Source organism: Pseudomonas cucumis (assembly GCF_030687935.1).
GTDB lineage: Bacteria > Pseudomonadota > Gammaproteobacteria > Pseudomonadales > Pseudomonadaceae > Aquipseudomonas > Aquipseudomonas cucumis.
Window position 1 is genome coordinate 1,699,679 of the sequence record NZ_CP117454.1, and the last position, 20,013, is coordinate 1,719,691.

Annotated in this window: 22 protein-coding genes; 8 read left to right on the forward strand and 14 right to left on the reverse strand. The window is 59.3% G+C overall.

Annotated elements, in window-relative coordinates:
• Positions 1-8: 8 nt before the first annotated feature.
• From PSH97_RS07665 to PSH97_RS07690, 6 genes are all read right to left on the reverse strand, one after another.
• Positions 9-1,349, reverse strand: coding sequence for a sensor histidine kinase (locus tag PSH97_RS07665; protein WP_305448716.1), 1,341 nt, complete (start codon positions 1,347-1,349; stop codon positions 9-11).
• A 174-nt stretch (positions 1,350-1,523) separates the two neighbouring features.
• Complete coding sequence (locus PSH97_RS07670; protein WP_305422711.1) at positions 1,524-1,973, reverse strand: Spy/CpxP family protein refolding chaperone; 450 nt, start codon at positions 1,971-1,973, stop codon at positions 1,524-1,526.
• A 316-nt stretch (positions 1,974-2,289) separates the two neighbouring features.
• On the reverse strand, positions 2,290-2,967 hold the full coding sequence (locus tag PSH97_RS07675) for a response regulator transcription factor (RefSeq protein ID WP_048394251.1): 678 nt from the start codon (positions 2,965-2,967) through the stop codon (positions 2,290-2,292).
• Between the two features lie 7 nt (positions 2,968-2,974).
• Positions 2,975-3,388, reverse strand: a complete 414-nt coding sequence (locus tag PSH97_RS07680) for a translation initiation factor 2 (RefSeq protein WP_305422709.1) — start codon at positions 3,386-3,388, stop codon at positions 2,975-2,977.
• 110 nt (positions 3,389-3,498) lie between these two features.
• Entirely contained in the window at positions 3,499-3,798 is a 300-nt protein-coding gene (locus tag PSH97_RS07685) for a YciI family protein (protein ID WP_007944409.1), read from the reverse strand.
• 1 nt (position 3,799) lies between these two features.
• Complete coding sequence (locus PSH97_RS07690) at positions 3,800-4,396, reverse strand: septation protein A (RefSeq protein WP_305448717.1); 597 nt, start codon at positions 4,394-4,396, stop codon at positions 3,800-3,802.
• A gap of 87 nt (positions 4,397-4,483) precedes the next feature.
• Between PSH97_RS07690 and PSH97_RS07695 the strand changes: the two genes are divergently transcribed.
• The 5 genes from PSH97_RS07695 to rluB all read left to right on the forward strand — a co-directional run bounded on the left by PSH97_RS07695 (position 4,484) and on the right by rluB (position 9,417).
• Positions 4,484-5,347, forward strand: a complete 864-nt coding sequence (locus PSH97_RS07695; RefSeq protein ID WP_305448718.1) for a PHP domain-containing protein — start codon at positions 4,484-4,486, stop codon at positions 5,345-5,347.
• Positions 5,348-5,360: 13 nt separating this feature from the next.
• Positions 5,361-5,990: an L-threonylcarbamoyladenylate synthase gene (locus tag PSH97_RS07700; protein WP_305448719.1), complete on the forward strand. Its 630-nt coding sequence runs from the start codon at positions 5,361-5,363 to the stop codon at positions 5,988-5,990.
• Between the two features lie 60 nt (positions 5,991-6,050).
• Positions 6,051-6,809 (forward strand): segregation and condensation protein A, encoded by a 759-nt coding sequence (locus tag PSH97_RS07705; protein ID WP_253548957.1) that lies wholly within the window; start codon positions 6,051-6,053, stop codon positions 6,807-6,809.
• 11 nt (positions 6,810-6,820) lie between these two features.
• The gene (gene scpB / locus PSH97_RS07710; RefSeq protein ID WP_305448720.1) at positions 6,821-7,801 is read left to right on the forward strand and encodes an SMC-Scp complex subunit ScpB; all 981 of its coding nucleotides are present in this window, start codon (positions 6,821-6,823) and stop codon (positions 7,799-7,801) included.
• 350 nt (positions 7,802-8,151) lie between these two features.
• Positions 8,152-9,417, forward strand: coding sequence for a 23S rRNA pseudouridine(2605) synthase RluB (gene rluB / locus PSH97_RS07715; RefSeq protein WP_305448721.1), 1,266 nt, complete (start codon positions 8,152-8,154; stop codon positions 9,415-9,417).
• Positions 9,418-9,586: 169 nt separating this feature from the next.
• Here rluB and PSH97_RS07720 read toward each other — a convergent pair whose 3' ends face one another.
• Both PSH97_RS07720 and PSH97_RS07725 read right to left on the reverse strand, forming a co-directional pair.
• Entirely contained in the window at positions 9,587-10,552 is a 966-nt protein-coding gene (locus tag PSH97_RS07720; RefSeq protein WP_305448722.1) for a M29 family metallopeptidase, read from the reverse strand.
• A 67-nt stretch (positions 10,553-10,619) separates the two neighbouring features.
• Positions 10,620-10,757 (reverse strand): hypothetical protein, encoded by a 138-nt coding sequence (locus PSH97_RS07725; RefSeq protein ID WP_007938535.1) that lies wholly within the window; start codon positions 10,755-10,757, stop codon positions 10,620-10,622.
• 932 nt (positions 10,758-11,689) lie between these two features.
• Here PSH97_RS07725 and PSH97_RS07730 point away from each other — a divergent pair.
• Positions 11,690-13,111: an amino acid permease gene (locus tag PSH97_RS07730; protein WP_305448723.1), complete on the forward strand. Its 1,422-nt coding sequence runs from the start codon at positions 11,690-11,692 to the stop codon at positions 13,109-13,111.
• Between the two features lie 222 nt (positions 13,112-13,333).
• A complete protein-coding gene (arfB, locus tag PSH97_RS07735; RefSeq protein ID WP_008010994.1) occupies positions 13,334-13,747 on the forward strand; it encodes an alternative ribosome rescue aminoacyl-tRNA hydrolase ArfB in 414 nt (137 codons plus the stop codon).
• Here arfB and PSH97_RS07740 read toward each other — a convergent pair.
• From PSH97_RS07740 to phhA, 6 genes are all read right to left on the reverse strand, one after another.
• Complete coding sequence (locus PSH97_RS07740) at positions 13,744-14,958, reverse strand: MFS transporter (RefSeq protein WP_305448724.1); 1,215 nt, start codon at positions 14,956-14,958, stop codon at positions 13,744-13,746. The two genes, arfB and PSH97_RS07740, sit on opposite strands and share 4 nt — an antisense overlap.
• Positions 14,959-15,061: 103 nt before the next feature.
• The gene (locus tag PSH97_RS07745; protein ID WP_305448725.1) at positions 15,062-15,244 is read right to left on the reverse strand and encodes a hypothetical protein; all 183 of its coding nucleotides are present in this window, start codon (positions 15,242-15,244) and stop codon (positions 15,062-15,064) included.
• 75 nt (positions 15,245-15,319) lie between these two features.
• Positions 15,320-15,451 carry a hypothetical protein gene (locus PSH97_RS07750; RefSeq protein WP_007902501.1) on the reverse strand — a complete coding sequence of 44 codons (132 nt, stop codon included), beginning with the start codon at positions 15,449-15,451 and terminating at the stop codon, positions 15,320-15,322.
• A 284-nt stretch (positions 15,452-15,735) separates the two neighbouring features.
• The gene (locus PSH97_RS07755; RefSeq protein WP_405046548.1) at positions 15,736-16,929 is read right to left on the reverse strand and encodes an amino acid aminotransferase; all 1,194 of its coding nucleotides are present in this window, start codon (positions 16,927-16,929) and stop codon (positions 15,736-15,738) included.
• A complete protein-coding gene (locus PSH97_RS07760; protein ID WP_305448726.1) occupies positions 16,929-17,285 on the reverse strand; it encodes a 4a-hydroxytetrahydrobiopterin dehydratase in 357 nt (118 codons plus the stop codon). The genes PSH97_RS07755 and PSH97_RS07760 overlap by 1 nt, the downstream gene beginning before the upstream one ends.
• Before the next feature lie 69 nt (positions 17,286-17,354).
• A complete protein-coding gene (gene phhA / locus PSH97_RS07765; RefSeq protein WP_030131496.1) occupies positions 17,355-18,146 on the reverse strand; it encodes a phenylalanine 4-monooxygenase in 792 nt (263 codons plus the stop codon).
• Between the two features lie 281 nt (positions 18,147-18,427).
• Between phhA and PSH97_RS07770 the strand changes: the two genes are divergently transcribed.
• Positions 18,428-19,987 carry a sigma-54-dependent transcriptional regulator gene (locus tag PSH97_RS07770; protein ID WP_305448727.1) on the forward strand — a complete coding sequence of 520 codons (1,560 nt, stop codon included), beginning with the start codon at positions 18,428-18,430 and terminating at the stop codon, positions 19,985-19,987.
• The last annotated feature ends 26 nt before the right edge of the window (positions 19,988-20,013 follow it).

Genomic DNA, 20,013 nt, shown 5'->3' on the forward strand with positions numbered 1-20,013 from the left:
CACAGTGTTCAGGGTTGAACCACAGCCCCCGGCACCAACGGCAATTCCAGGCTGGCAACAAACCCGCCCTGCGGGTGATTGGCCAGCACCAGACTGCCGCCATGTCGCTCCGCCGCACGCCGCGCAATGGCCAGCCCCAGGCCATGCCCGGCCGCTGTTTGCCCCGGTGCCCGATAGAACGGTTCAGCCAGCTGATTCAACTGCTCGGCCTCTACACCGGGGCCGTGATCGCGCACGCTGACTACAATCCTGTCGCCCTGACGCAACGCCTGCATTTCGATCGGCTGCCCGACCGGGTTAAAGCGCTGGGCATTGCGCAGCAGGTTGTCCACTGCACGCTCGATCATGGTCGGCCAGCCTTTGAGGTTCAGTTGCGGCTCGGCCTCAAGGCGTACGTTCTGCTCGGGCGAGCCCAACTGCGCATCTTTTTGCAGGGTATTGAGCAGCGCGTTGAGATCCACTTCTTCAGCACTGGCGTTGTCGGCGTCGACCCGCGCCAGTACCAGGATTTCGCTGATCAGCGCTTCCAGTCGATCGCATTCACGGGTCAGGCGTGGCCAGAGTTTTTCCCGCTCCTCAGGATTGGCTCGCTCGGCCAGCGCCAACGCTATGCGCAGTCGGGCCAAGGGTGAGCGTAATTCGTGAGACACGTCCCGCAGCAATTGCCGCTGGCTGCCGATCAGGCTTTGCAAGCGTGCGCCCATGCGATTGAAGTCGTTGGCCAGCACGCCGAATTCATCGCGGCGGTTGGCCAGCTGCGCCAGGCTGTTCTGTTGATACGTCGTCTGCCCCAAGTCATGCACGGCGCTTCGTAAACGGCTCAGCGGTCGCGTGATGGAAAAGGTCACCAGTAAGCTGAACAGGGTCAATACCACCAGCGCGATGCCCAGTGCACTCAATGGCCAGAGCAGGCTTTCACGGTGCCAGGCGTCCAGTTCCGGGTGCGGAACGCGATAGATCAGCAGATAGGTGTCGCCTGTCTTGGCGCTGGTGTATTCATCGGTCAGACGCCGCCATGGCAGGCGCCGATCATCGTTGTTCTGCCGGGCTTCGAAGGCCGCCGCTCGCCGCGGAAAGGTGCCGCGGACCACCGGGTCACCGGCCTCGTTGAGCACTTGAACGTTGATGTGATACTGACGCTTGCGCTGTTCCAGAATGTCCTGGGCGGCTTCTTCACCCTGGCTTTCGTAGGTTTGCGTCCACTGTTCGGCCAGGGTGTTGAGGCCTGGGTGGCGACTGAGAATCCACGCGTCCTGGTTGAGCATGTGCCCGAGCAGAATGGAGAGCCCTGCAACCAGAGCGATGGCCAGCCAGAAGCTGGCCAGGATACGCCAGAACAATGAGCGCACAGAAAATCCTCAACTAGCGCAAATCCATGTGGGAGCGAGCCTGCTCGCGATAGCGTCGGCACATTCAACATCAACGTGACTGAAAGGACGCTATCGCGAGCAGGCTCGCTCCCACAATTAACTAAGTGGCAACAGACCCAACGGGGTTTAGCCGTTGGGTCCAGGGTTAGCGCATTATTGCGCTTTTTGCGCTTGCTGCGCTTTCCAGGCCTTGAACTCGGCCCATTCGGCGCGACGCTCAGCCTTTTTCTTCTGGATCTCGTCGAATTGCTTCTGTTGATCCGGCTTCAGCAGTGCGCGAACGTCGGCTTCGGCTTTCTTGTGCTTGGCCTCCATCTCGTCTTTCAGGGCTTTCTGGTCGGCTGGCGAGAGTTTTTCCAGGTACTTGTCGACCAGTTGCTGACGCTCATGCATCTGCTCGCCCATGATCTTGCGGATTTGCTCGCGCTGTTCGCGGCTCAGGTCCAGCTGGCTGTAAGGGCCTTTACCGTGCATGCCGTGCATCTGACCGCCGTGGCGCGAGCCGTCCATGTGGTCACCCATCGGGCCTGCGCCTTCAGGCATGGCCATGGCAACGGTCGGCAGGGCGGCAGCAAACATCAAAGCGATAAGAGTCTTGCGCATGGTGTATCTCCTTGTCTCGTTCCCGGTACGTTCCGGATGTGTGCAGATTACGGAGATCAAGGTCAGCGGCGGTCAGCGGAGCGTAAAGCTTGGGTAAAGATGATTTTCTACCTTGCTGACAATTCCAGCATTGCTCTCTGACGAAACATGATCTGTAGCAGCTGCCGAGCCTGCGAGGCTGCGTTCGGCTGCGAAGCCGTCGTGATCCGCCTGACGCGGTGTAACTGAAAGAACGTGCAAGCAGGTTTTACGACTGCTTCGCAGCCGAACGCAGCCTCGCTGGGGCTCGACAGCTGCTACGAAGGATCGCGTGGGTTCAGAGGCTGTAGTAGTAACCACGACTGCGCAGGGCCACGATGCGTGGGCGGCCGTCGGGGTGCGGGCCGATTTTTTTGCGCAGGTTGCTCACGTGCATATCCAGGCTGCGATCGTACAGGGTCAGTTTGCGACCGAGGGCGATTTGCGCCAGTTCCTGTTTATCCAGCGGTTCGCCGGGCTGCTTGAGCAGGGCTTCGAGCAGGCGGCTTTCGGAAACGGTGAGGGTGAATTCCTGTTCATCGATGCTGACCACGCCACGCACCGGGCTGAAGCACAAGTCGCCCAATTCGAGCTGGCTGGAAACGGCCGTTGGATGACTGCGGCGCAGCACCGCACGCAGGCGCGCTGTCAGCTCCCGTGGGTCGCACGGTTTTGCCAGGTAATCATCAGCACCGAGTTCCAGGCCGAGGATGCGGTCCAGCGGTTCGCCACGGGCCGAGAGCATCAGCACCGGCAATTCAGGATGGTCGTTGCGCAGTTGCTTGAGCAGTTCCAGGCCGCTGCCATCCGGCAGCATCACGTCCAGCACCACGGCCGCGGGGGATGTTTCAGCCAATGCACGACGAGCACTCTGGCCGTCGTGGCAGGCGCGGACCTGAAAGCCTTCCTGGCTCAGCCAACTACTCAGGAGCTCACACAGCTCTTGGTCATCATCAATTAATAACAGCTCGCTCATCACTCACTCAATTTAGCCATTGCCGACGTTTTCTGGTTGCACCACTGGCGAAGATACCGCAGAGCAAGGCCAATAGCGCTACTGCGGCACCGATAACGAACCATTGCTGCTGATCTGTCAGCAGGCGTGGCAGCGAGCTGCTGGCCTGAGCCTCCTTGAGTTGCAGCTTGAGGCGCTGATTCTCCTGGCGCAACCGGCTCAGCTGAGCGCTTTCACGTTCGCTGTCGGTATTTTGCAGTTGTTTGCTCAGTTCTTCTCGTTGCTGTTCGCTTGCCTTCAAGCGCTGCTGCAACTCGGTGATCTGGCCGCCGGCGCTCAAGGACAGCGGCGTCGAACTACCGCCATTGGCGCTCTCTTCACCATGGGCGGGCGCCATGATCGACAACGTCACCAACATCAGACACAACGGACCTTTGCGCATCGCAACTCCTGATTCCAATACGAGTACTGGGCAGGTTGTCGGCCGGTAAACAAGAATAATGAGCGATTGAAAGCGCGATGAACCGACAAGGCTCATCGCGCGGGAGGGCTTTATGGCAGGACTTGCTTGAACGGCTTGACCAAAACATTGGCGTAGACACCTGCAGCAATGTACGGGTCGGCGTCGGCCCAGGCCTGTGCGGCGTTCAGCGAATCGAATTCAGCGACGATCAGGCTGCCGGTGAAACCCGCCGCGCCCGGATCATTACTGTCGACAGCCGGGTGCGGGCCGGCCAGTACGATACGACCTTCGCCTTTAAGCACTTGCAGGCGCTCAAGGTGCGCAGGCCGTGCGGCCAGGCGGGCTTCCAGGGAGTTGGCGACGTCTGTGGCAATGATTGCGTAAAGCATGTCAGTCCTCGGTTTTTGGCGTTGTGGTATCGGCGTCGTGCAGGTGGCGGGACAAGTAAATGCCCTGGGCGACCAGGAACAGCAACGTCATGCCCAGGCTGCCGAAGACTTTGAAGTCGACCCAGTAGCTCTGGAAGGTGAATGCCACAAACAGGTTGGCGGCGCCGCAAAACAGGAAAAATCCGATCCAGGCGATGTTCAGACGGGTCCAGACCGGCTCTGGCAGGGTCAGCGCGTGGCCCATGATGCGTTTGATCAGCAGTTGGTCGCCGACGAAGTGGCTGCCGATGAACCCTAGGGCGAACAGCCAGTTGACCACCGGAGCTTTCCATTTCAGGAACGTCTCGCTGTGGAACGCCAGGGTCAGGCTACCGAAGACCAGGCAGGCGATGAGGGTCAGCCACTGGCTCTTCTCCAGCTTGCGCTGTTTGATGTACAGCGTGCCGTAGACCACCAGGGAGCTGATGATCAGCACTGCGGTGGCGCTGTAAATACCACCGACAGACAGTTGATGTCCGCCGATGTCGACGATGCGTGGATCGATTTTGAAGACGATGAAAAACAGCAGAAGCGGGATGAAGTCGATGAATTGTTTCACAGTGGCAGCCAGAAGCAGGATGTGGCGGCATAATAACAAACATATTGACGCGCGATAGCGTCAGCTGATTTGAGGTTACACAGTCCTGTGAATGTTGATTTGCACTGCCATAGCACGGCTTCCGATGGCGCCCTCGCGCCTGCGGTACTGGTTGCGCGTGCGTTCGAGAAAGGCGTGCGAGTCCTGGCCTTGACCGATCACGACACCCTTGAAGGCCTCGACGAGGCCCGTGGCGCTGCGACGGCGCTGGGGATGCATCTGGTCAATGGCGTGGAGTTGTCCTGCACCTGGGGCGGGGCGACCATTCACGTCTTGGGCTACGGTTTCGACGTCAATGCGCCGCCGTTGGTCGAGGCCATCGCAAAATTGCACGATGGCCGCTGGCTACGGTCCGAAGAAATAAGCCGCAAGTTGGCGTTAAAAGGCATGCCGGGGGCGCTTGACGGCGCCCGGGCCATTCAACAGGAACTGGGCGACAGCGGTAATGCGCCGGCCCGTCCGCATTTCGCCGACTGGATGGTGCGCGAAGGTTTCGTCAAGGATCGCGCCGAAGCGTTCCGCAAATGGCTGGGCGCCGGCAAACTGGGGGACGTCAAACAACACTGGCCGACCCTGGAGGACACCGTCGAAACCCTGCGCGCCGCGGGTGCCTGGGTCAGCCTGGCGCATCCCTGGCATTACGATTTCACTCGCAGCAAGCGTCGTCGCCTGATTGCCGACTATATTCAAGCAGGGGGCCACGCGATTGAAGTGGTCAATGGCCATCAACCCGCCGAACAGGTGGGCAGCCTGGCGATTCTAGCCCGCGAGTTTGGTCTGCTGGTCAGCGCCGGCAGTGATTTTCATGGCCCTGGAGGCTGGTCCGAGATCGGTGAATACCGCCCGCTCCCGGAGGATCTGCCACCACTGTGGTGTCGATTCAAACATGACCCAATTATTGCCGCCGTCTGAACAGGTAGAGAATGTGAGTCAATTTTTCCAGATTCATCCGGAAAACCCGCAACCGCGCCTGATCAAACAGGCTGTCGAGATCATCCGCAACGGCGGGGTGGTGATTTATCCCACAGACTCTTCCTATGCCATTGGTTGCCAGATCGGCGACAAAAACGCCGTGGAGCGCGTGCGCCGGCTGCGTAAGCTGGATGAAAAGCACAACTTCGCGCTGATTTGCAGCGACCTGTCGCAGTTGGGGCTGTTTGCCAAGATCGATACCGGCACCTTCCGGGTGCTCAAGGCTCACTTGCCTGGCCCTTACACCTTCATTCTCAACGCCACCCGCGAAGTCCCGCGGCTGTTACTGCACCCGAAAAAACGCACCATCGGCCTGCGTGTGCCAAGTCATCCTATTGCCCTGGCATTGCTGGAAGAACTCGGCGAGCCGCTGATGAGCGTGACCCTGATCATGCCCGGCGACACCGACCCGTTGAGCGATCCTTACGAAATGCGCCAGTTGCTCGAACATCAGGTCGACCTGATCATCGACGGCGGTTTCGGCGGGATCAAGGCGTCCACCGTGATCAGCCTCGCCGACGGCGAACCGGAAGTCATCCGTGTCGGTTGCGGCGACCCTGCGCCTTTCATGGCCGAGGCCTAGATGTCTGCAGTAGAACCCGTCGACAGCCAGGCCGGCGCCCAGCAAGAACTGCCTTTCGCCATGGTCTATGGCCAGGCGGTGATGGAAATGCCGCTGGACCTGTACATCCCGCCGGATGCGCTCGAGGTCTTTCTTGAGGCCTTCGAAGGCCCGCTCGACTTGCTGCTGTACCTGATCCGCAAACAGAACATCAACATCCTCGACATCCCGGTGGCGGAAATCACCCGGCAGTACATGGGGTATGTCGAGTTGATGCAGTCGGTGCGCCTGGAGCTGGCCGCCGAGTACCTGGTGATGGCCGCGATGCTCGCCGAGATCAAGTCGCGGATGCTGTTGCCCCGTGCCGAAACGATCGAAGACGAAGAAGACGATCCTCGTGCCGAGCTGATTCGCCGCTTGCAGGAGTACGAGCGCTTCAAGGCTGCCGCCGAAGGCATCGATGGCCTGAGCCGCGTCGGTCGCGACGTGGTGGTGCCCAAGCTCGATGCGCCGGAAGCCCGGGCGCGCAAACTGTTACCGGATGTGAGCCTGGAAGAGTTGCTGATGTCCATGGCCGAGGTCTTGCGCCGTGGCGACATGTTCGAAAGCCACCAGGTCAGCCGTGAAGCACTGTCCACCCGCGAGCGCATGAGCGATGTACTGGAACGGCTCAAGGGCGGCGGTTTTGTGCCGTTTGTCGAGCTGTTCACCGCTGAAGAAGGGCGCCTGGGGGTGGTGGTGACCTTTATGGCGATCCTCGAACTGGTCAAGGAATCCTTGGTCGAGCTGGTGCAGAATGAGCCGTTCGCGGCGATTCATGTCCGGGCCCGAGCCGAATAACGAGTTGAATCATGAACCTGACTGAACCCCGCGAGCTGGCGCCACTGCTTGAAGCCTTTCTGTTGGCCTCGGGAAAACCGCAATCGCTTGAACGCCTGTTCGAACTCTTCGAAGAAGGCGAGCGGCCCGAGCCCCCTGTTTTCAAGAAAGCGCTGACGATTCTGGCCAAATCCTGCGACGGCCGTGCTTTCGAGTTGAAGGAAGTCGCCTCCGGGTATCGCCTGCAGATCCGCGAAAAGTTCGCGCCGTGGGTAGGACGTTTGTGGGAAGAGCGACCGCAACGCTATTCCCGCGCCATGCTCGAAACCATGGCCCTGATCGCCTATCGTCAGCCGATCACCCGGGGCGAGATCGAAGACGTGCGCGGCGTGGCGGTCAACAGCCACATCGTGAAAACCCTGCTGGAACGTGAGTGGATCCGCATCGTCGGTTATCGCGACGTGCCCGGCAAACCGGCGATGTTCGCCACCACCAAGGCGTTTCTCGATCACTTCAACCTGAAAAACCTTGACGACCTGCCGCCGCTGGCCGAACTGCGTGAGCTGGAACCTGATCCTGTCCTGGATTTCGACGACGCTCCGGTGCCGGCCGGGTTGCAAGAGCTCGCCGACGCCAGCGCCGAACCGGAGGAGCCCAAGGAGGAAACCAGTTTCCATACGCTGTTGCTGGAACTGGACACTATGGAAGAGGGCCTCAAGACCGACTTCGACGATTTGTTGCGGGATGGGGCGGTGACTGAGACCGAAGGGGAGTTGGCAGAGCCCGAGCCTGAAACCGAAGTTGAACCTCAGGTCGAGGTCGAGGCTGAAGCTGAAGTCGAACCAGAACAGGAAGATGACATTCTTGGCGTCGCCGAAGCTCGCGAAAAGCTCCTGGCCGCCGTTGCCGCTCTCGAACAGTCGAAACCCGAGCCCGAGTTGACCGACGAAGAGGCCGAAGCCAAGGCTTTGGCAGAAGCAATCGAGGCCGAGCGCCGCCAGTTCGAAGATTGACCCAAATCCTGTGGGCAATGGAAATCCCTGTGGGAGCAGGCTTGCCCGCGACGAGGGAGTGTCAGTCAACATCTTTGCTGTCTGACCCACCGCAATCGCGGGCAAGCCCGCTCCCACAGGGTGTTGTGTTGACTGGAGTATCGACTGCGGTTGATCGAACCCGGCACCACCGGTCGGCGGAAAATCAAGTAAGTCTTCATTGATCAGCTAGTCTCTGATGCGCGAACGTCTCCATGAGCGTATGATTCGCGACCCTTCGGCGATCGCTTCGCCCAAGCGCTTCAAAAAAGTACCCAGATTTACATCGCTTCAGGCAAAAGCCTGAACAGACCACACCGGGAGGTGCCCAGATGAGTATCAACGACCAGAAAGACGACCAGGAAATCGGCCCCGCAGGCGAAAAACTGCAGAAAGTCCTCGCCCGTATCGGCGTCGGCTCGCGCCGTGACGTAGAAGCCTGGATCAGCCACGGCCGCATCAAGGTCAATGGCAAAGACGCCACCCTCGGCCAGCGCGTCGACCTGCATGACGCCATCACCATCGATGGCCGGGTGATCAAGCGCGAAGAAGCCGCCGAGTCGGTACGCCGCGTGATCATGTACAACAAACCCGACGGTGAGATCTGCACCCGTAACGACCCTGAAGGTCGTCCGACCGTGTTCGACAAAATGCCGCGCCCGAAAGAAGGTCGCTGGATCAACATCGGTCGTCTGGACATCAACACCACCGGTTTGCTGATGTTCACCACCGACGGTGAATTGGCCAACCGTCTGATGCACCCTTCCTACGAAATGGACCGTGAATACGCGGTACGTGTTCGTGGCGAAGTCGACGACGAGATGATTGAACGCCTGAAGGCAGGCGTGGTGCTCGAAGACGGCCCGGCCAAGTTCACCGACATCAAGCAGGCTCCGGGTGGCGAAGGTTTCAACCACTGGTACCACTGCGTGGTGATGGAAGGTCGTAACCGCGAAGTCCGTCGTCTGTGGGAATCCCAGGGCTTGGTGGTCAGCCGTCTGAAGCGCGTGCGTTTCGGTCCGGTATTCCTCAACTCCGACCTGCCGATGGGCCGCTGGCGCGAAATGAGCCAGTACGAAGTCGACATTCTCAGTGCTGAAGTCGGCCTGACGCCGGTGGCGATGCCGCAAATGAACGCCAAGAGCAAAGACAAGCTTGAGCGTATGCAGCGCAAATCGTCCCGTCCGGTGGGCAAGACCGAACGCGTGCGTACTTTGCGTCCAGCCGCTGGTTCGGTCGCTGCCAGCCCGCGCGAATCCCGCGAGCCACAGCTCGAAGGCGAACGCCCGGCCCGCAAGCCAGCGCCACGTCAGGACGGCGAACGCGGCCCACGTACGCCGCGTCCGGCCAACGGTCGCACTGAGCGCGGTGAAGGCCGTGGTGCTCCGTCCGGTGGTCGTAGCGATCGCGGCGCGCCTGCCGGTCGTGGTACGCCCGTGGCAGACCGCCCGGCCGACACCAAGCGCCCGGCCAAGCCGGCGCCGAAGAAACGCCCAGGCATCGTGCTGGTCGACCGTGACGCGCCATCGGGCAAACGCCGCGGCGCGCCAGCCGGTTCCGGCCAGCGTCCGGGCTTTGGTCGTCGCAAGCCTGAGTAATCAGTAGCGCTCAATGAAAAACGCCATCCCTCGGGATGGCGTTTTTTTTGGCTGGTTTTTGATCATTCCCACGCTCCGCGTGGGGATGCAGCCCGGGACGCTCTGCGTCCCAACCGCAGACGCAGAGCGTCCATTGATGCATCCCCACGCGGAGCGTGGGAACGATTAATCAGAAGACAAACCGTCCATCAAACAGCGGGTCATCATCCAGCGCCAACACGCCACTGGAGAAGATCAGGTCTAAATGATGGCTACCCTTGGCGCCTCCGCCCAAGCCAAGGTGCAAGCCGCAATGGCGCTCCTCGAACCCGGCATTGCGCGCATACAACTCTTTCACGCCTTCATTGGTGCCGATCCCCAACTCCTCGATTCTTCGATTGGACGGATTGGCGTCCAGGTACTTGTTGAAGTCATGTTCCAGCCCCGGCACGTCGGTGGCGATTTTGCTGATGGTGGAGTTTTCGATCCACAACTCCAACGGTGACGCCAATACGCCGTACTTGCGGGCAAATGGAATCGTACTGAGGAAAGTCCCCATAAACTTCACCCGCCCATTAATGGCCTCGCTATGAGTGGCGATCTCGCCGGGCGCCAGGTCGAAGTTGCCGATACCGTTGATGTCGGTCCACTTCTTGATACTGCTCAAGGGGGTTTCGAACCAGGACCCATGATCATCTTTGAAGCTCAGGGTGGTGGCGTGGGACATGCGCTGGATCAAGTGGCTGTTCAACCCGGCAATTCGCTGCGGGGTGACACTGAACGTGTCGTAGAAGTAATCGCCGTAATCCTTGAACAGCAATGACTTCTTCCAGTGCTCTGCCATCACGCCTTGCAGCGCGCGAACAAACTCCGGGCCGTCGGGACGCGGGTTGGGCAGGGTGGAAGAGTCGTAGAAGAAAACGTACAGGTCGCTGTCGGTAATCGCCTGGGCCAGCAATTCGGTGGGTTCGAGGTCCAGACGCATTGCGCTGAAGCTGAATCGTGGGCTGTTACCGGCCTGTTCGGCGATGGCGCCGGTCAGTGCCTCGTAATCAGCGGTGTGGCCGAGCAAGACCTTCGCCGGGTTGATACCGGCAACGGCAGGGTGATGTTCGAGGTAGTAAAGGAAATGCGAGATGGCGCGTTGCTTATCCATGTAGTCCTCCCTGACAAACCGAGAAAGTGGCAGGCACCACCGGCCGGATCATGCCTGCCGGGATGTCTTACAGAGGCCACATCGCCGTGCCGAACGGAACAACCGCGTCGGCTTGCATCATTTCGACGGCGGCTTCATGGGTCGGTGCTTCAAACCAATCGTCCAGTTGCAGTTCAGTGTCCAAGTCTTTGTCCAGTGCTTGCATGGTGAATCTCCTAGATGACTTCTTCGGTAAGAACAGCGACGCGTTTCTCGTTCGTTGAAGAGCGCGTCAACGTGCCGGTCGATGCGGCTCGGCAAGTCGCTGAAAAACTAGTTCACAGGGTTTTAGAATGCAAAAAAATAATTAAACAATTTTCATTTGAACTATTTATTCCATTTTTCGAAAGGCAATTTTCTTAATAAAAAACAGAAAACTAAGCAGAATATATCCTTAGGAAGCTTGCTATCGTCAATTTACAATCAGTTGGACTTTTGATCTGATTTGGAAAATTTACGTTACGCCTTGTCAATAAAACCTTACGAAAAGCGCTCTCAAACCCCGTGGAATACCGCGAGGGAAAGGTCTGTAAGGAAAACCTTCCGCCAGACGCCGGGTTTGTCACCTTCAAGGGCTCTGGCACGCTTGTCTCAGCAGCGTATGAAGGGTGAGATGCGCCCCATGCCTGTCGTGCAGGTGCATAACAAGAAGGAGGCGCAATGAACGCCGTGACTCATCTCCATCTCTCCCCAAAGGGCGATTTTTACGCTGCCCTTATCGATGACCTGCAAAGGTCTGACTCAATTTTTGCAGCCGCCCGAGGCTCTCGAGGCGGACACAGGCAATCCCGGCAACCGACGCGCTGATCCTGCAGTGTCTGGCAGCAGGGGGTTACAGGTGTACAATGCGCCGCGTTTTAACTGTGACCCTCTGCGCAACCGCGCAAACCTCAAGGCTACCCGCCTTGTTCACTCCGCCGCGTCACGAGCGTGTCGGGTTCGATTTCGTCACAGATAAAAACAAACAGGTGACGCATGACTGTCGTAAAAACGCTGAACTCCTGGTGCCTGCGCTGGGGTTTGATCGGCGCTGCTTGAAATCGCAACTGAGCAGCAACGTCTACTGAACATCATCAAACCTTGCGTGAGACCCTTTTCATGAGTGGACAAAACTCGCATTCAGGCGAGCTTAAACGCGGCCTGAAAAATCGCCATATTCAACTGATCGCCCTCGGTGGCGCGATCGGTACCGGGTTGTTCCTCGGCTCGGCCGGCGTGCTCAAATCTGCTGGCCCGTCGATGATCCTCGGCTATGCCATCTGCGGCTTCATCGCTTTCATGATCATGCGCCAACTGGGCGAAATGATTGTCGAAGAGCCCGTCGCCGGTTCCTTCAGCCACTTCGCCCACAAATACTGGGGCGGTTTTGCCGGCTTCCTGTCGGGCTGGAACTGCTGGATTCTGTACATCCTGGTGGGCATGTCCGAGCTGACCGCGGTCGGCAAATACATCCACTACTGGGCGCCACACATCCCGACCTGGGTCTCGGCAGCCGGCTTCTTCGTCTTGATCAACTTGATCAACCTGGCCAACGTCAAAGTCTTTGGCGAGGCCGAATTCTGGTTCGCGATCATCAAGGTTGTGGCGATTGTCGGCATGATTGCCTTGGGCAGCTATCTGCTGGTCAGCGGCAACGGCGGCCCGCAAGCCTCTGTGACCAACCTGTGGGAACACGGCGGCTTCTTCCCGAACGGCGTCAGTGGTCTGGTGATGGCCATGGCGATCATCATGTTCTCCTTCGGCGGTCTGGAAATGCTCGGTTTCACTGCAGCCGAAGCCGACAAACCGAAAACCGTGATCCCGAAAGCCATCAATCAGGTGATCTACCGGATCCTGATTTTCTACATCGGTGCGCTGGTGGTCCTGCTGTCGCTGACCCCTTGGGACAGCCTGCTGACGACGTTGAACGCGTCTGGCGATGCCTATAGTGGTAGTCCGTTCGTGCAAGTGTTCTCGATGCTCGGCAGCAACACCGCCGCGCACATCCTCAACTTCGTGGTCCTGACCGCGGCGCTGTCGGTGTATAACAGCGGCACCTACTGCAACAGCCGCATGCTGCTGGGCATGGCCGAGCAGGGCGATGCGCCAAAGGCCCTGTCGAAGATTGACAAACGTGGCGTGCCGGTGCGTTCGATCCTGGCGTCGGCTGCCGTGACGCTGGTCGCGGTGCTGCTGAACTACCTGGTTCCGCAACATGCACTGGAACTGTTGATGTCGTTGGTGGTGGCCACCCTGGTCATCAACTGGGCGATGATCAGCTTCTCGCACTTCAAGTTCCGCCAGCACATGAACAAGACCAAACAGACGCCGTTGTTCAAGGCCCTGTGGTACCCGTACGGCAACTATGTTTGCCTGGCGTTCGTGGTGTTCATCCTTGGCGTGATGCTGCTGATCCCGGGGATCCAGATCTCGGTGTACGCGATTCCGGTGTGGGTCGCCTTCATGTGGATCTGCTACGGCATCAAGAACAAGCGCAGCGCCCAGCAGGCGTTGCAGGCTGCGGGTTCCGCTGCCAAATAAGTGCAAAGCGCAGAAACAACAAACCCGGCCATGTGCCGGGTTTGTCATTTATGGGTTCCACACAAAATCCTGTGGGAGCGGGCTTGCCCGCGATTCAGGCGCCCGCGGTTCATCAGGCATACCGCGTTATCGTTCATCGCGGGCAAGCCACGCTCCCACAGGGGCCGCATTCCTTTTATCTATTCGCGGTATCCTTCTTGTTCTGAACACGGACTTTTTTCCATGCTGGTGATTTCCAACAACGTGCATCTGCCGGATGCCGAGATCGAATTGACGGCCATTCGTGCGCAAGGCGCCGGCGGGCAGAACGTCAACAAGGTCTCCAGTGCCGTGCACCTGCGCTTCGACATTCCGGCCTCGTCCTTGCCCGAGTTCTACAAGGAACGGCTGCTGGCGCTGCGCGACAGTCGCATCACCAGTGAAGGCGTGTTGATCATCAAGGCCCAGCAATACCGCACGCAGGAAGCCAATCGCGCCGATGCGCTGGAGCGGTTGACCGAGTTGATCCTCAGCGCCACCAAAGTGGAAAAGAAACGCCGCCCGACCAAACCGACCCTCGGGTCGAAGAAGCGTCGGCTCGAATCCAAGACCAAACGCGGCAGCATCAAGGCCGGGCGTGGCAAGGTGGATTTCTAAGGGGCGTCGCGTTCTTCCCGGTGCTTTTCATTAAGGTGCTTTGGCGTTTGCCGGTACAAATAGAGGCTCAGTGCCAAACCGCTCAGCGCAGCCAACGCGGCAAACAGGAAGATCGAGGCAAAGCCAAATCCAGCCGCAATCGCACCCGCCAGCGGCCCGGTGATCCCCAGCGACAAATCGATAAACAGAGAGTACGCCCCAACCGCCGCGCCACGGCTGGAGGCGGGCACCAGATTGACCGCTTCCACGCCCAAAGCCGGGAACACCAGCGAAAAACCGAAACCACTCAGCGCCGCGCCAGCCAGTGCCCAATGGGCATCCGGCGCCAGCCACAGCAGCAATAGCCCAAGGGTTTCCACCGACAAGCAGGCAATTGCCACGCGAAAGCCGCCGAGGCGGTTGATCAGGTTACCGAACAGCAATCGCGCACCGATAAAACTGGCGCCGAACAGGCTCAGGCACAGCACCGCGTTAGACCACTGCTGAGTGGCGTAATACAGGGTGATGAAGGTCGCGATGGTGCCAAAGCCGATGGAGCCCAAGGCCAGACCGCAACCGTGAGGAAACACCCGCCCCAGCACGTGCATGAACGGCAAGCGTTCGCCGACAACGATCGGTGCAGCGGTTTTTGGCCAGGCCAGCGCCAGGCCCAGAACGGCCAGCAGCACAATGCTTACGCCCATGCTCCACAAACCCAGTTGATTCACCAGCAGCACCCCCAGCGGCGCGCCGACCGCCAGCGCGCCGTAACTGGCGATGCCGTTCCAGGAAATGACCTTGGCTGTATTCGCTGCGCCGACCCGGCCGATGCCCCAGCCGATCGACCCGGAGCCGACCAGGCTTTCCGCGCTGCCGAGCACCAGTCGGCCGATCAACAAGCTGATCAGGCTCAACATCGGCAGGCTTTGCGTCCAGGCCGAAATCAGCATGAACACACCGCTCAAACCACAGCCGGCGAGGCCGTACATCACCGCCAGTTTGCTGCCCTTATTATCGATGATGCGCCCGGCGTAAGGGCGGCTGAGCAGGGTGGCCAGGTATTGCACGCTGATCACCAGCCCGGCGATCACGGCGCCAAAACCGAGGTCGCTGTGGACGTAGCCCGGTAATACAGCCAGGGGAATGCCGATATTCAGGTAACCGATGAATGTGAACAGGACGATGGAAACGACTTGCAGCGTGACCGCCAGGGGGCGCTGGGTTTCTGACATGGGTAAAGGTCCACGGGGCAGCAGGATAGATAGGCTGCTTATGATAACGGCGCGGGCGGTCGCGGGGCGTGGAAAAGTAAAACTATTTGCCGGATGGGGATAATCAGGATTTTGCGGGGGCGACCAGTTGCGTCGTGACCAGGGCGGCCAAGGCGTTTTCTTCGCTGCCAAAGCGGGCCAGCAGGGCGGCTTGTTTATCGGGGGAAAGGCGGTTCCAGATCTCGATCATCTTCTCGGCGGTGCCGATCAGGACGCTAGCCTGGGTTTCAGTGAAATCATCGCTCATGGTGCGGGCTCGCGGTTCAGGCAGTGTGGAAAGCGCATATTAGCGCTTTCCACACGGTCTGGTCGTGCGGGTGTATCAGTCTTCGCTGTCGGCCTGGCGGCGTTCAGGTGCTTCTTTCGTCTCGGGCTGTTGGGCACCGGCTTGTTGCGTGGTTGTCTGCTCAGTTTCGTGCAGGCTTGGGAAGGGGAGATTAGGGATCTCGTGCATGTCGCGCTCCTCGCTAAGTCTGTTGATAGATCTGGTAGATCCGCGCTTTTAAAAAGCCTGCGCAGGATACAGCAGGAGAAATGACAAATAGACTTTTAAATCCAATTGTTGCGACGGATGGGATTGTCTAGACAGGTCTGTGTAGGAGCTGGCGGAGCCTGCGATGATCGTTCCCACGCTCCGCGTGGGAATGCCTCAATGGACGCTCTGCGTCCGCTGTTGGGACGCGGAGCGTCCCGGGCTGCATTCCCACGCGGAGCGTGGGAACGATCATTGGGGGAGGGTTACTTGCAGACCTCAGCGATAGCTTCGGCCAGCAAGTCCAGACGCGTTGCATCAATTCCCGCGACGTTCGCCCGGCCTGAGCTGACCATGTAAACGCTGTGATGCTCGCGCAGCTGTTTAACCTGCTCCGGCGACAAACCGGTGTAGGAAAACATCCCGCGTTGCACACCAATGTGCGCAAATCGCTCGCGCAAGCCATGGGGTTCAAGCGCTTCGACCAGACCGCTGCGCAGTTGGGCGATGCGCAAACGCATGGCTTCCACTTCGTCGGCCCAGCGGCTTTTCAGTTCTGGATCGCCAAGGATGGTCGCGACCACGGCGGCGCCGTGATCCGGCGGTGTCGACCACAGGTTACGGGCGATGTTGGCCAGTTGGCTGCGGATGTCCACCAGCTTGTCGGCGGTTTGCGCGCAGACAATCAGCGCACCGGTGCGGTCGCGGTACAGGCCGAAGTTCTTCGAGCAGGAACTGGTGATCAGCACTTCCGGCAACTCGGCGGCGAACAGCCGGGTCGACCAGGCATCTTGCTCCAGGCCGTCGCCAAAGCCCTGATAGGCGAAGTCGATCAGAGGCAGCAAATCACGACTGCGCACCACGTCCAGCACCCGACGCCAATCGTCATGGGACAGATCGAAACCGGTCGGGTTGTGGCAGCAGGCATGCAGCAGTACCACATCGCCCTTCGGTGCTTGATTGAGCACCGCCAGCATCGCTTCCACATCGAGACGGTTATCGCTGCCCACATACGGGTAGTGACTGACCTTAACCCCGGCCGCCGCGAAAATGGTTTCGTGGATCGGCCAGGTCGGGTTGCTCAGCCACACACCACGGCCCGGTAGGCATTGGGCGATGAAGTCGGCGCTCAAGCGTAATGCACCAGTGCCGCCCGGCGTTTGAGTGGCGCCGGCCCGTTGTTCGGCGATCAGCGCCGAATCAGCGCCAAGCACCAACTCGTTGATGACCTTGCCGAACGCTACATTGCCGTGGCCGCCGATGTAGGTCTTGGTGGATTGACGATCCACCAGGTGTTGCTCGGCGAGCTTCACCGCCTCGAGGATTGGCGTCAGGCCCTGGGCATCTTTGTAGACACCCACGCCAAGGTCGAATTTGCGCGGGTTGGGGTCCAGCGCGTAGGCCTCCATCAGGCCGAGAATCGGGTCGCCGGGTACTCGACCGATGGCGTCGAAATGCATTATTTGCGGCCCTCGGCATTCTTGGCCACTTCGTCAGTGCGCGCGGCCATGATGAAGTCGTTGCGGTGCAGGCCTTTGATGGAGTGGCTCCACCAGGTGACGGTGACTTTGCCCCACTCGGTCAGCAGGCCCGGGTGGTGACCTTCGGCCTCGGAGATTTCGCCGACGGCGTTGGTGAATGCGAGGGCGTGTTTGAAGTTCTTGAACAGGAAAACTTTTTCCAGCTGCATCACACCGTCGCGCACTTCGATGTTCCAGTCAGGGATCTGCTTGATCAGGATCGGCAATTCTTCGTCGCTGACTTGAGGGGCGTCGGCACGGCAGGCTTCGCAATGGGCTTGGTTCAGAGCGTTCATGGTGTGTTCCTGAATTCGATTCTTATTGGAAATTACTATCTTTGCGCGCAAGTCGCGAGCGGGATTTGCTTAGGCCGCTTTAGGCTTTGGCGGAAATTTCGGCGTGTGCAACCCCAGCTGCATACCTTGCTTGACCATGCCCATGATGTCTTCGTGGGCCAGATCGAACAGGCGCTTGAGGTTTGGCAAGACAAAGTACAGCGGTTGCAGAATGTCGATGCGGTACGGCGTACGCATGCATTCCAGCGGGTCGAAGGCCTGATGCTCCGGCTCGTCCGACAGGCAGTAAACGGTTTCTTTGGGCGAAGACAGAATGCCGCCACCGTAGATGCGCAGGCCTTGTGGTGTGTCGACCAGGCCGAACTCAATGGTCATCCAGTACAGGCGCGCCAGGTACACGCGTTCTTCCTTGGAAGCCTGTAGGCCAAGTTTGCCGTAGGTGTGGGTGAATTCGGCGAACCAGGGGTTGGTCAGCAGCGGACAGTGGCCAAAGATCTCGTGGAAAATGTCCGGTTCTTGCAGGTAATCCAGCTCTTCGCGGGTACGAATAAACGTCGCCACCGGGAACTGCTTGTTTGCCAGCAATTCGAAAAAGGTCTGGAAGGGAATCAGTGCGGGGACTCGGGCAACCTGCCAGCCGGTGGTTTCACCGAGGACCTTGTTGATTTCACCGAGTTGCGGAATGCGGTCGTGGGGCAGACCGAGTTTTTCGATACCGTCCAGGTATTCCTGGCACGCACGGCCCTCGACCACTTTCAATTGGCGAGTGATCAGCGTGTTCCACACCGCGTGTTCTTCGGCGGGGTAGTCGATAAAACCTTGCGCATCGGGCTCGCGAGCCACGTATTGCGTCTGCTTCATGCTGCTCTCCTGCTAGGGGATCCGTTCTTGTTGTGTGTACAGCTATGGACTTAGAAATACCCCAAGGCGTGCGGTGTTGCAGCAGGTGATCCGCGGTGAAAGTAGGAAAAATCTGCGGTTTTCGTAAAGTATTCGTTACGGATTGATTGCTATGGCGTAAGTATTGATATTTGCGGGTGTGAAATGGTGCACGGCTGTCACATAATCTTGACGACTAACTTGGTGCCCACGCAGATATTTTCTTGTGCCGGGCCTCGATCACCGCTGTTACGGGCCTTTATATGCGTATCAAAGTTCACTGCCAGAACCGCATCGGTATCCTGCGCGACATTCTCAACCTGCTGGTCGAGTACGGGATCAACGTCGCTCGCGGCGAAGTGGGTGGTGAGCACGGTAATGCGATCTATCTGCACTGTCCTAACCTGATCAACATTCAGTTCCAGGCATTGCGGCCGAAGTTCGAGGCGATTGGCGGGGTGTTCGGCGTCAAGCGCGTAGGGCTGATGCCCAGCGAGCGTCGGCACATGGAGCTCAATGCCTTGCTCGGTGCGCTGGAGTTTCCGGTGTTGTCGATCGATATGGGCGGCTCCATCGTCGCGGCCAACCGTGCGGCGGCGCAGTTGCTCGGGGTGCGGGTGGACGAGGTGCCGGGGATTCCGCTGTCGCGGTACGCCGAGGATTTCGATTTGCCGGAACTGGTGCGCGCCAACAAGTCGCGGATCAACGGCTTGCGAGTCAAGGTCAAGGGTGACGTGTTTCTCGCCGACATCGCGCCGCTGCAATCGGAGCATGACGAAAGCGAGGCCATGGCCGGTGCGGTGTTGACACTGCACCGGGCGGATCGGGTGGGCGAGCGCATCTATAACGTGCGCAAACAGGAGTTGCGCGGCTTCGACAGCATTTTCCAGAGCTCGAAAGTGATGGCGGCGGTGGTTCGCGAGGCTCGGCGCATGGCGCCGCTGGATGCGCCGCTATTGATCGAAGGCGAAACCGGCACCGGCAAAGAGTTGTTGGCGCGGGCCTGTCACCTGGCGAGCCCGCGTGGGCAATCACCGTTGATGGCGCTCAACTGCGCTGGTCTGCCGGAGTCCATGGCCGAGACCGAGTTGTTCGGCTACGGCCCTGGCGCCTTCGAAGGGGCGCGGGCCGAAGGCAAGCTCGGGCTGTTGGAGCTGACAGCGGGCGGTACGTTGTTTCTCGATGGTGTCGGCGAAATGAGCCCGCGCTTGCAGGTGAAATTACTGCGCTTTCTGCAGGACGGTTGCTTCCGTCGTGTCGGCAGTGATGAAGAGGTCTATCTGGATGTTCGGGTGATCTGCGCAACGCAAGTGGACTTGTCCGAATTGTGCGCTCGCGGTGAGTTTCGCCAGGATTTGTACCATCGCTTGAACGTGCTCTCGCTGCACATTCCGCCGCTGCGCGAATGCCTCGACGGACTGGCGCCGCTGGTGGAGCACTTCCTCGATCAGGCCAGTCGGCAGATCGGTTGCCCGTTGCCGAAACTGGCGCCAGCGGCGATGGAACGGCTCAGTCACTATCACTGGCCGGGTAATGTGCGGCAGTTGGAAAACGTACTGTTCCAGGCGGTTTCCCTGTGCGACGGCGGCACCGTCAAAGCCGAGCACATTCGTCTGCCGGACTACGGCGTGCGTCAGCCGCTTGGCGATTTTTCCCTTGAGGGCGGCTTGGACGAGATTGTCGGGCGTTTTGAAAAAGCGGTGCTGGAGCGTTTGTATTCCGAGTATCCGAGCAGTCGGCAACTGGGCAAGCGGTTGGGGGTTTCGCATACGACCATCGCCAATAAGCTGCGTGAGTATGAGGTCGGTAAAGACAACACCTGACTGATCGTTCCCACGCTCTGCGTGGG

What these genes read in the sequence shown, in the direction of transcription:
- PSH97_RS07770 (WP_305448727.1), top strand. Translation starts at nt 18,428, where the DNA reads ATGCGTATCAAAGTTCACTGCCAGAACCGCATCGGTATCCTGCGCGAC.
- PSH97_RS07670 (WP_305422711.1), bottom strand. Translation starts at nt 1,973, where the DNA reads ATGCGCAAGACTCTTATCGCTTTGATGTTTGCTGCCGCCCTGCCGACC.
- PSH97_RS07760 (WP_305448726.1), bottom strand. Translation starts at nt 17,285, where the DNA reads ATGAACGCTCTGAACCAAGCCCATTGCGAAGCCTGCCGTGCCGACGCC.
- PSH97_RS07750 (WP_007902501.1), bottom strand. Translation starts at nt 15,451, where the DNA reads ATGCACGAGATCCCTAATCTCCCCTTCCCAAGCCTGCACGAAACTGAG.
- PSH97_RS07720 (WP_305448722.1), bottom strand. Translation starts at nt 10,552, where the DNA reads ATGGATAAGCAACGCGCCATCTCGCATTTCCTTTACTACCTCGAACAT.
- PSH97_RS07680 (WP_305422709.1), bottom strand. Translation starts at nt 3,388, where the DNA reads ATGCGCAAAGGTCCGTTGTGTCTGATGTTGGTGACGTTGTCGATCATG.
- PSH97_RS07685 (WP_007944409.1), bottom strand. Translation starts at nt 3,798, where the DNA reads ATGCTTTACGCAATCATTGCCACAGACGTCGCCAACTCCCTGGAAGCC.
- PSH97_RS07755 (WP_405046548.1), bottom strand. Translation starts at nt 16,929, where the DNA reads ATGCATTTCGACGCCATCGGTCGAGTACCCGGCGACCCGATTCTCGGC.
- PSH97_RS07675 (WP_048394251.1), bottom strand. Translation starts at nt 2,967, where the DNA reads ATGAGCGAGCTGTTATTAATTGATGATGACCAAGAGCTGTGTGAGCTC.
- rluB (WP_305448721.1), top strand. Translation starts at nt 8,152, where the DNA reads ATGAGTATCAACGACCAGAAAGACGACCAGGAAATCGGCCCCGCAGGC.
- PSH97_RS07740 (WP_305448724.1), bottom strand. Translation starts at nt 14,958, where the DNA reads ATGTCAGAAACCCAGCGCCCCCTGGCGGTCACGCTGCAAGTCGTTTCC.
- PSH97_RS07725 (WP_007938535.1), bottom strand. Translation starts at nt 10,757, where the DNA reads ATGCAAGCACTGGACAAAGACTTGGACACTGAACTGCAACTGGACGAT.
- phhA (WP_030131496.1), bottom strand. Translation starts at nt 18,146, where the DNA reads ATGAAGCAGACGCAATACGTGGCTCGCGAGCCCGATGCGCAAGGTTTT.
- scpB (WP_305448720.1), top strand. Translation starts at nt 6,821, where the DNA reads ATGAACCTGACTGAACCCCGCGAGCTGGCGCCACTGCTTGAAGCCTTT.
- PSH97_RS07705 (WP_253548957.1), top strand. Translation starts at nt 6,051, where the DNA reads ATGGTCTATGGCCAGGCGGTGATGGAAATGCCGCTGGACCTGTACATC.
- PSH97_RS07745 (WP_305448725.1), bottom strand. Translation starts at nt 15,244, where the DNA reads ATGAGCGATGATTTCACTGAAACCCAGGCTAGCGTCCTGATCGGCACC.
- arfB (WP_008010994.1), top strand. Translation starts at nt 13,334, where the DNA reads ATGCTGGTGATTTCCAACAACGTGCATCTGCCGGATGCCGAGATCGAA.
- PSH97_RS07730 (WP_305448723.1), top strand. Translation starts at nt 11,690, where the DNA reads ATGAGTGGACAAAACTCGCATTCAGGCGAGCTTAAACGCGGCCTGAAA.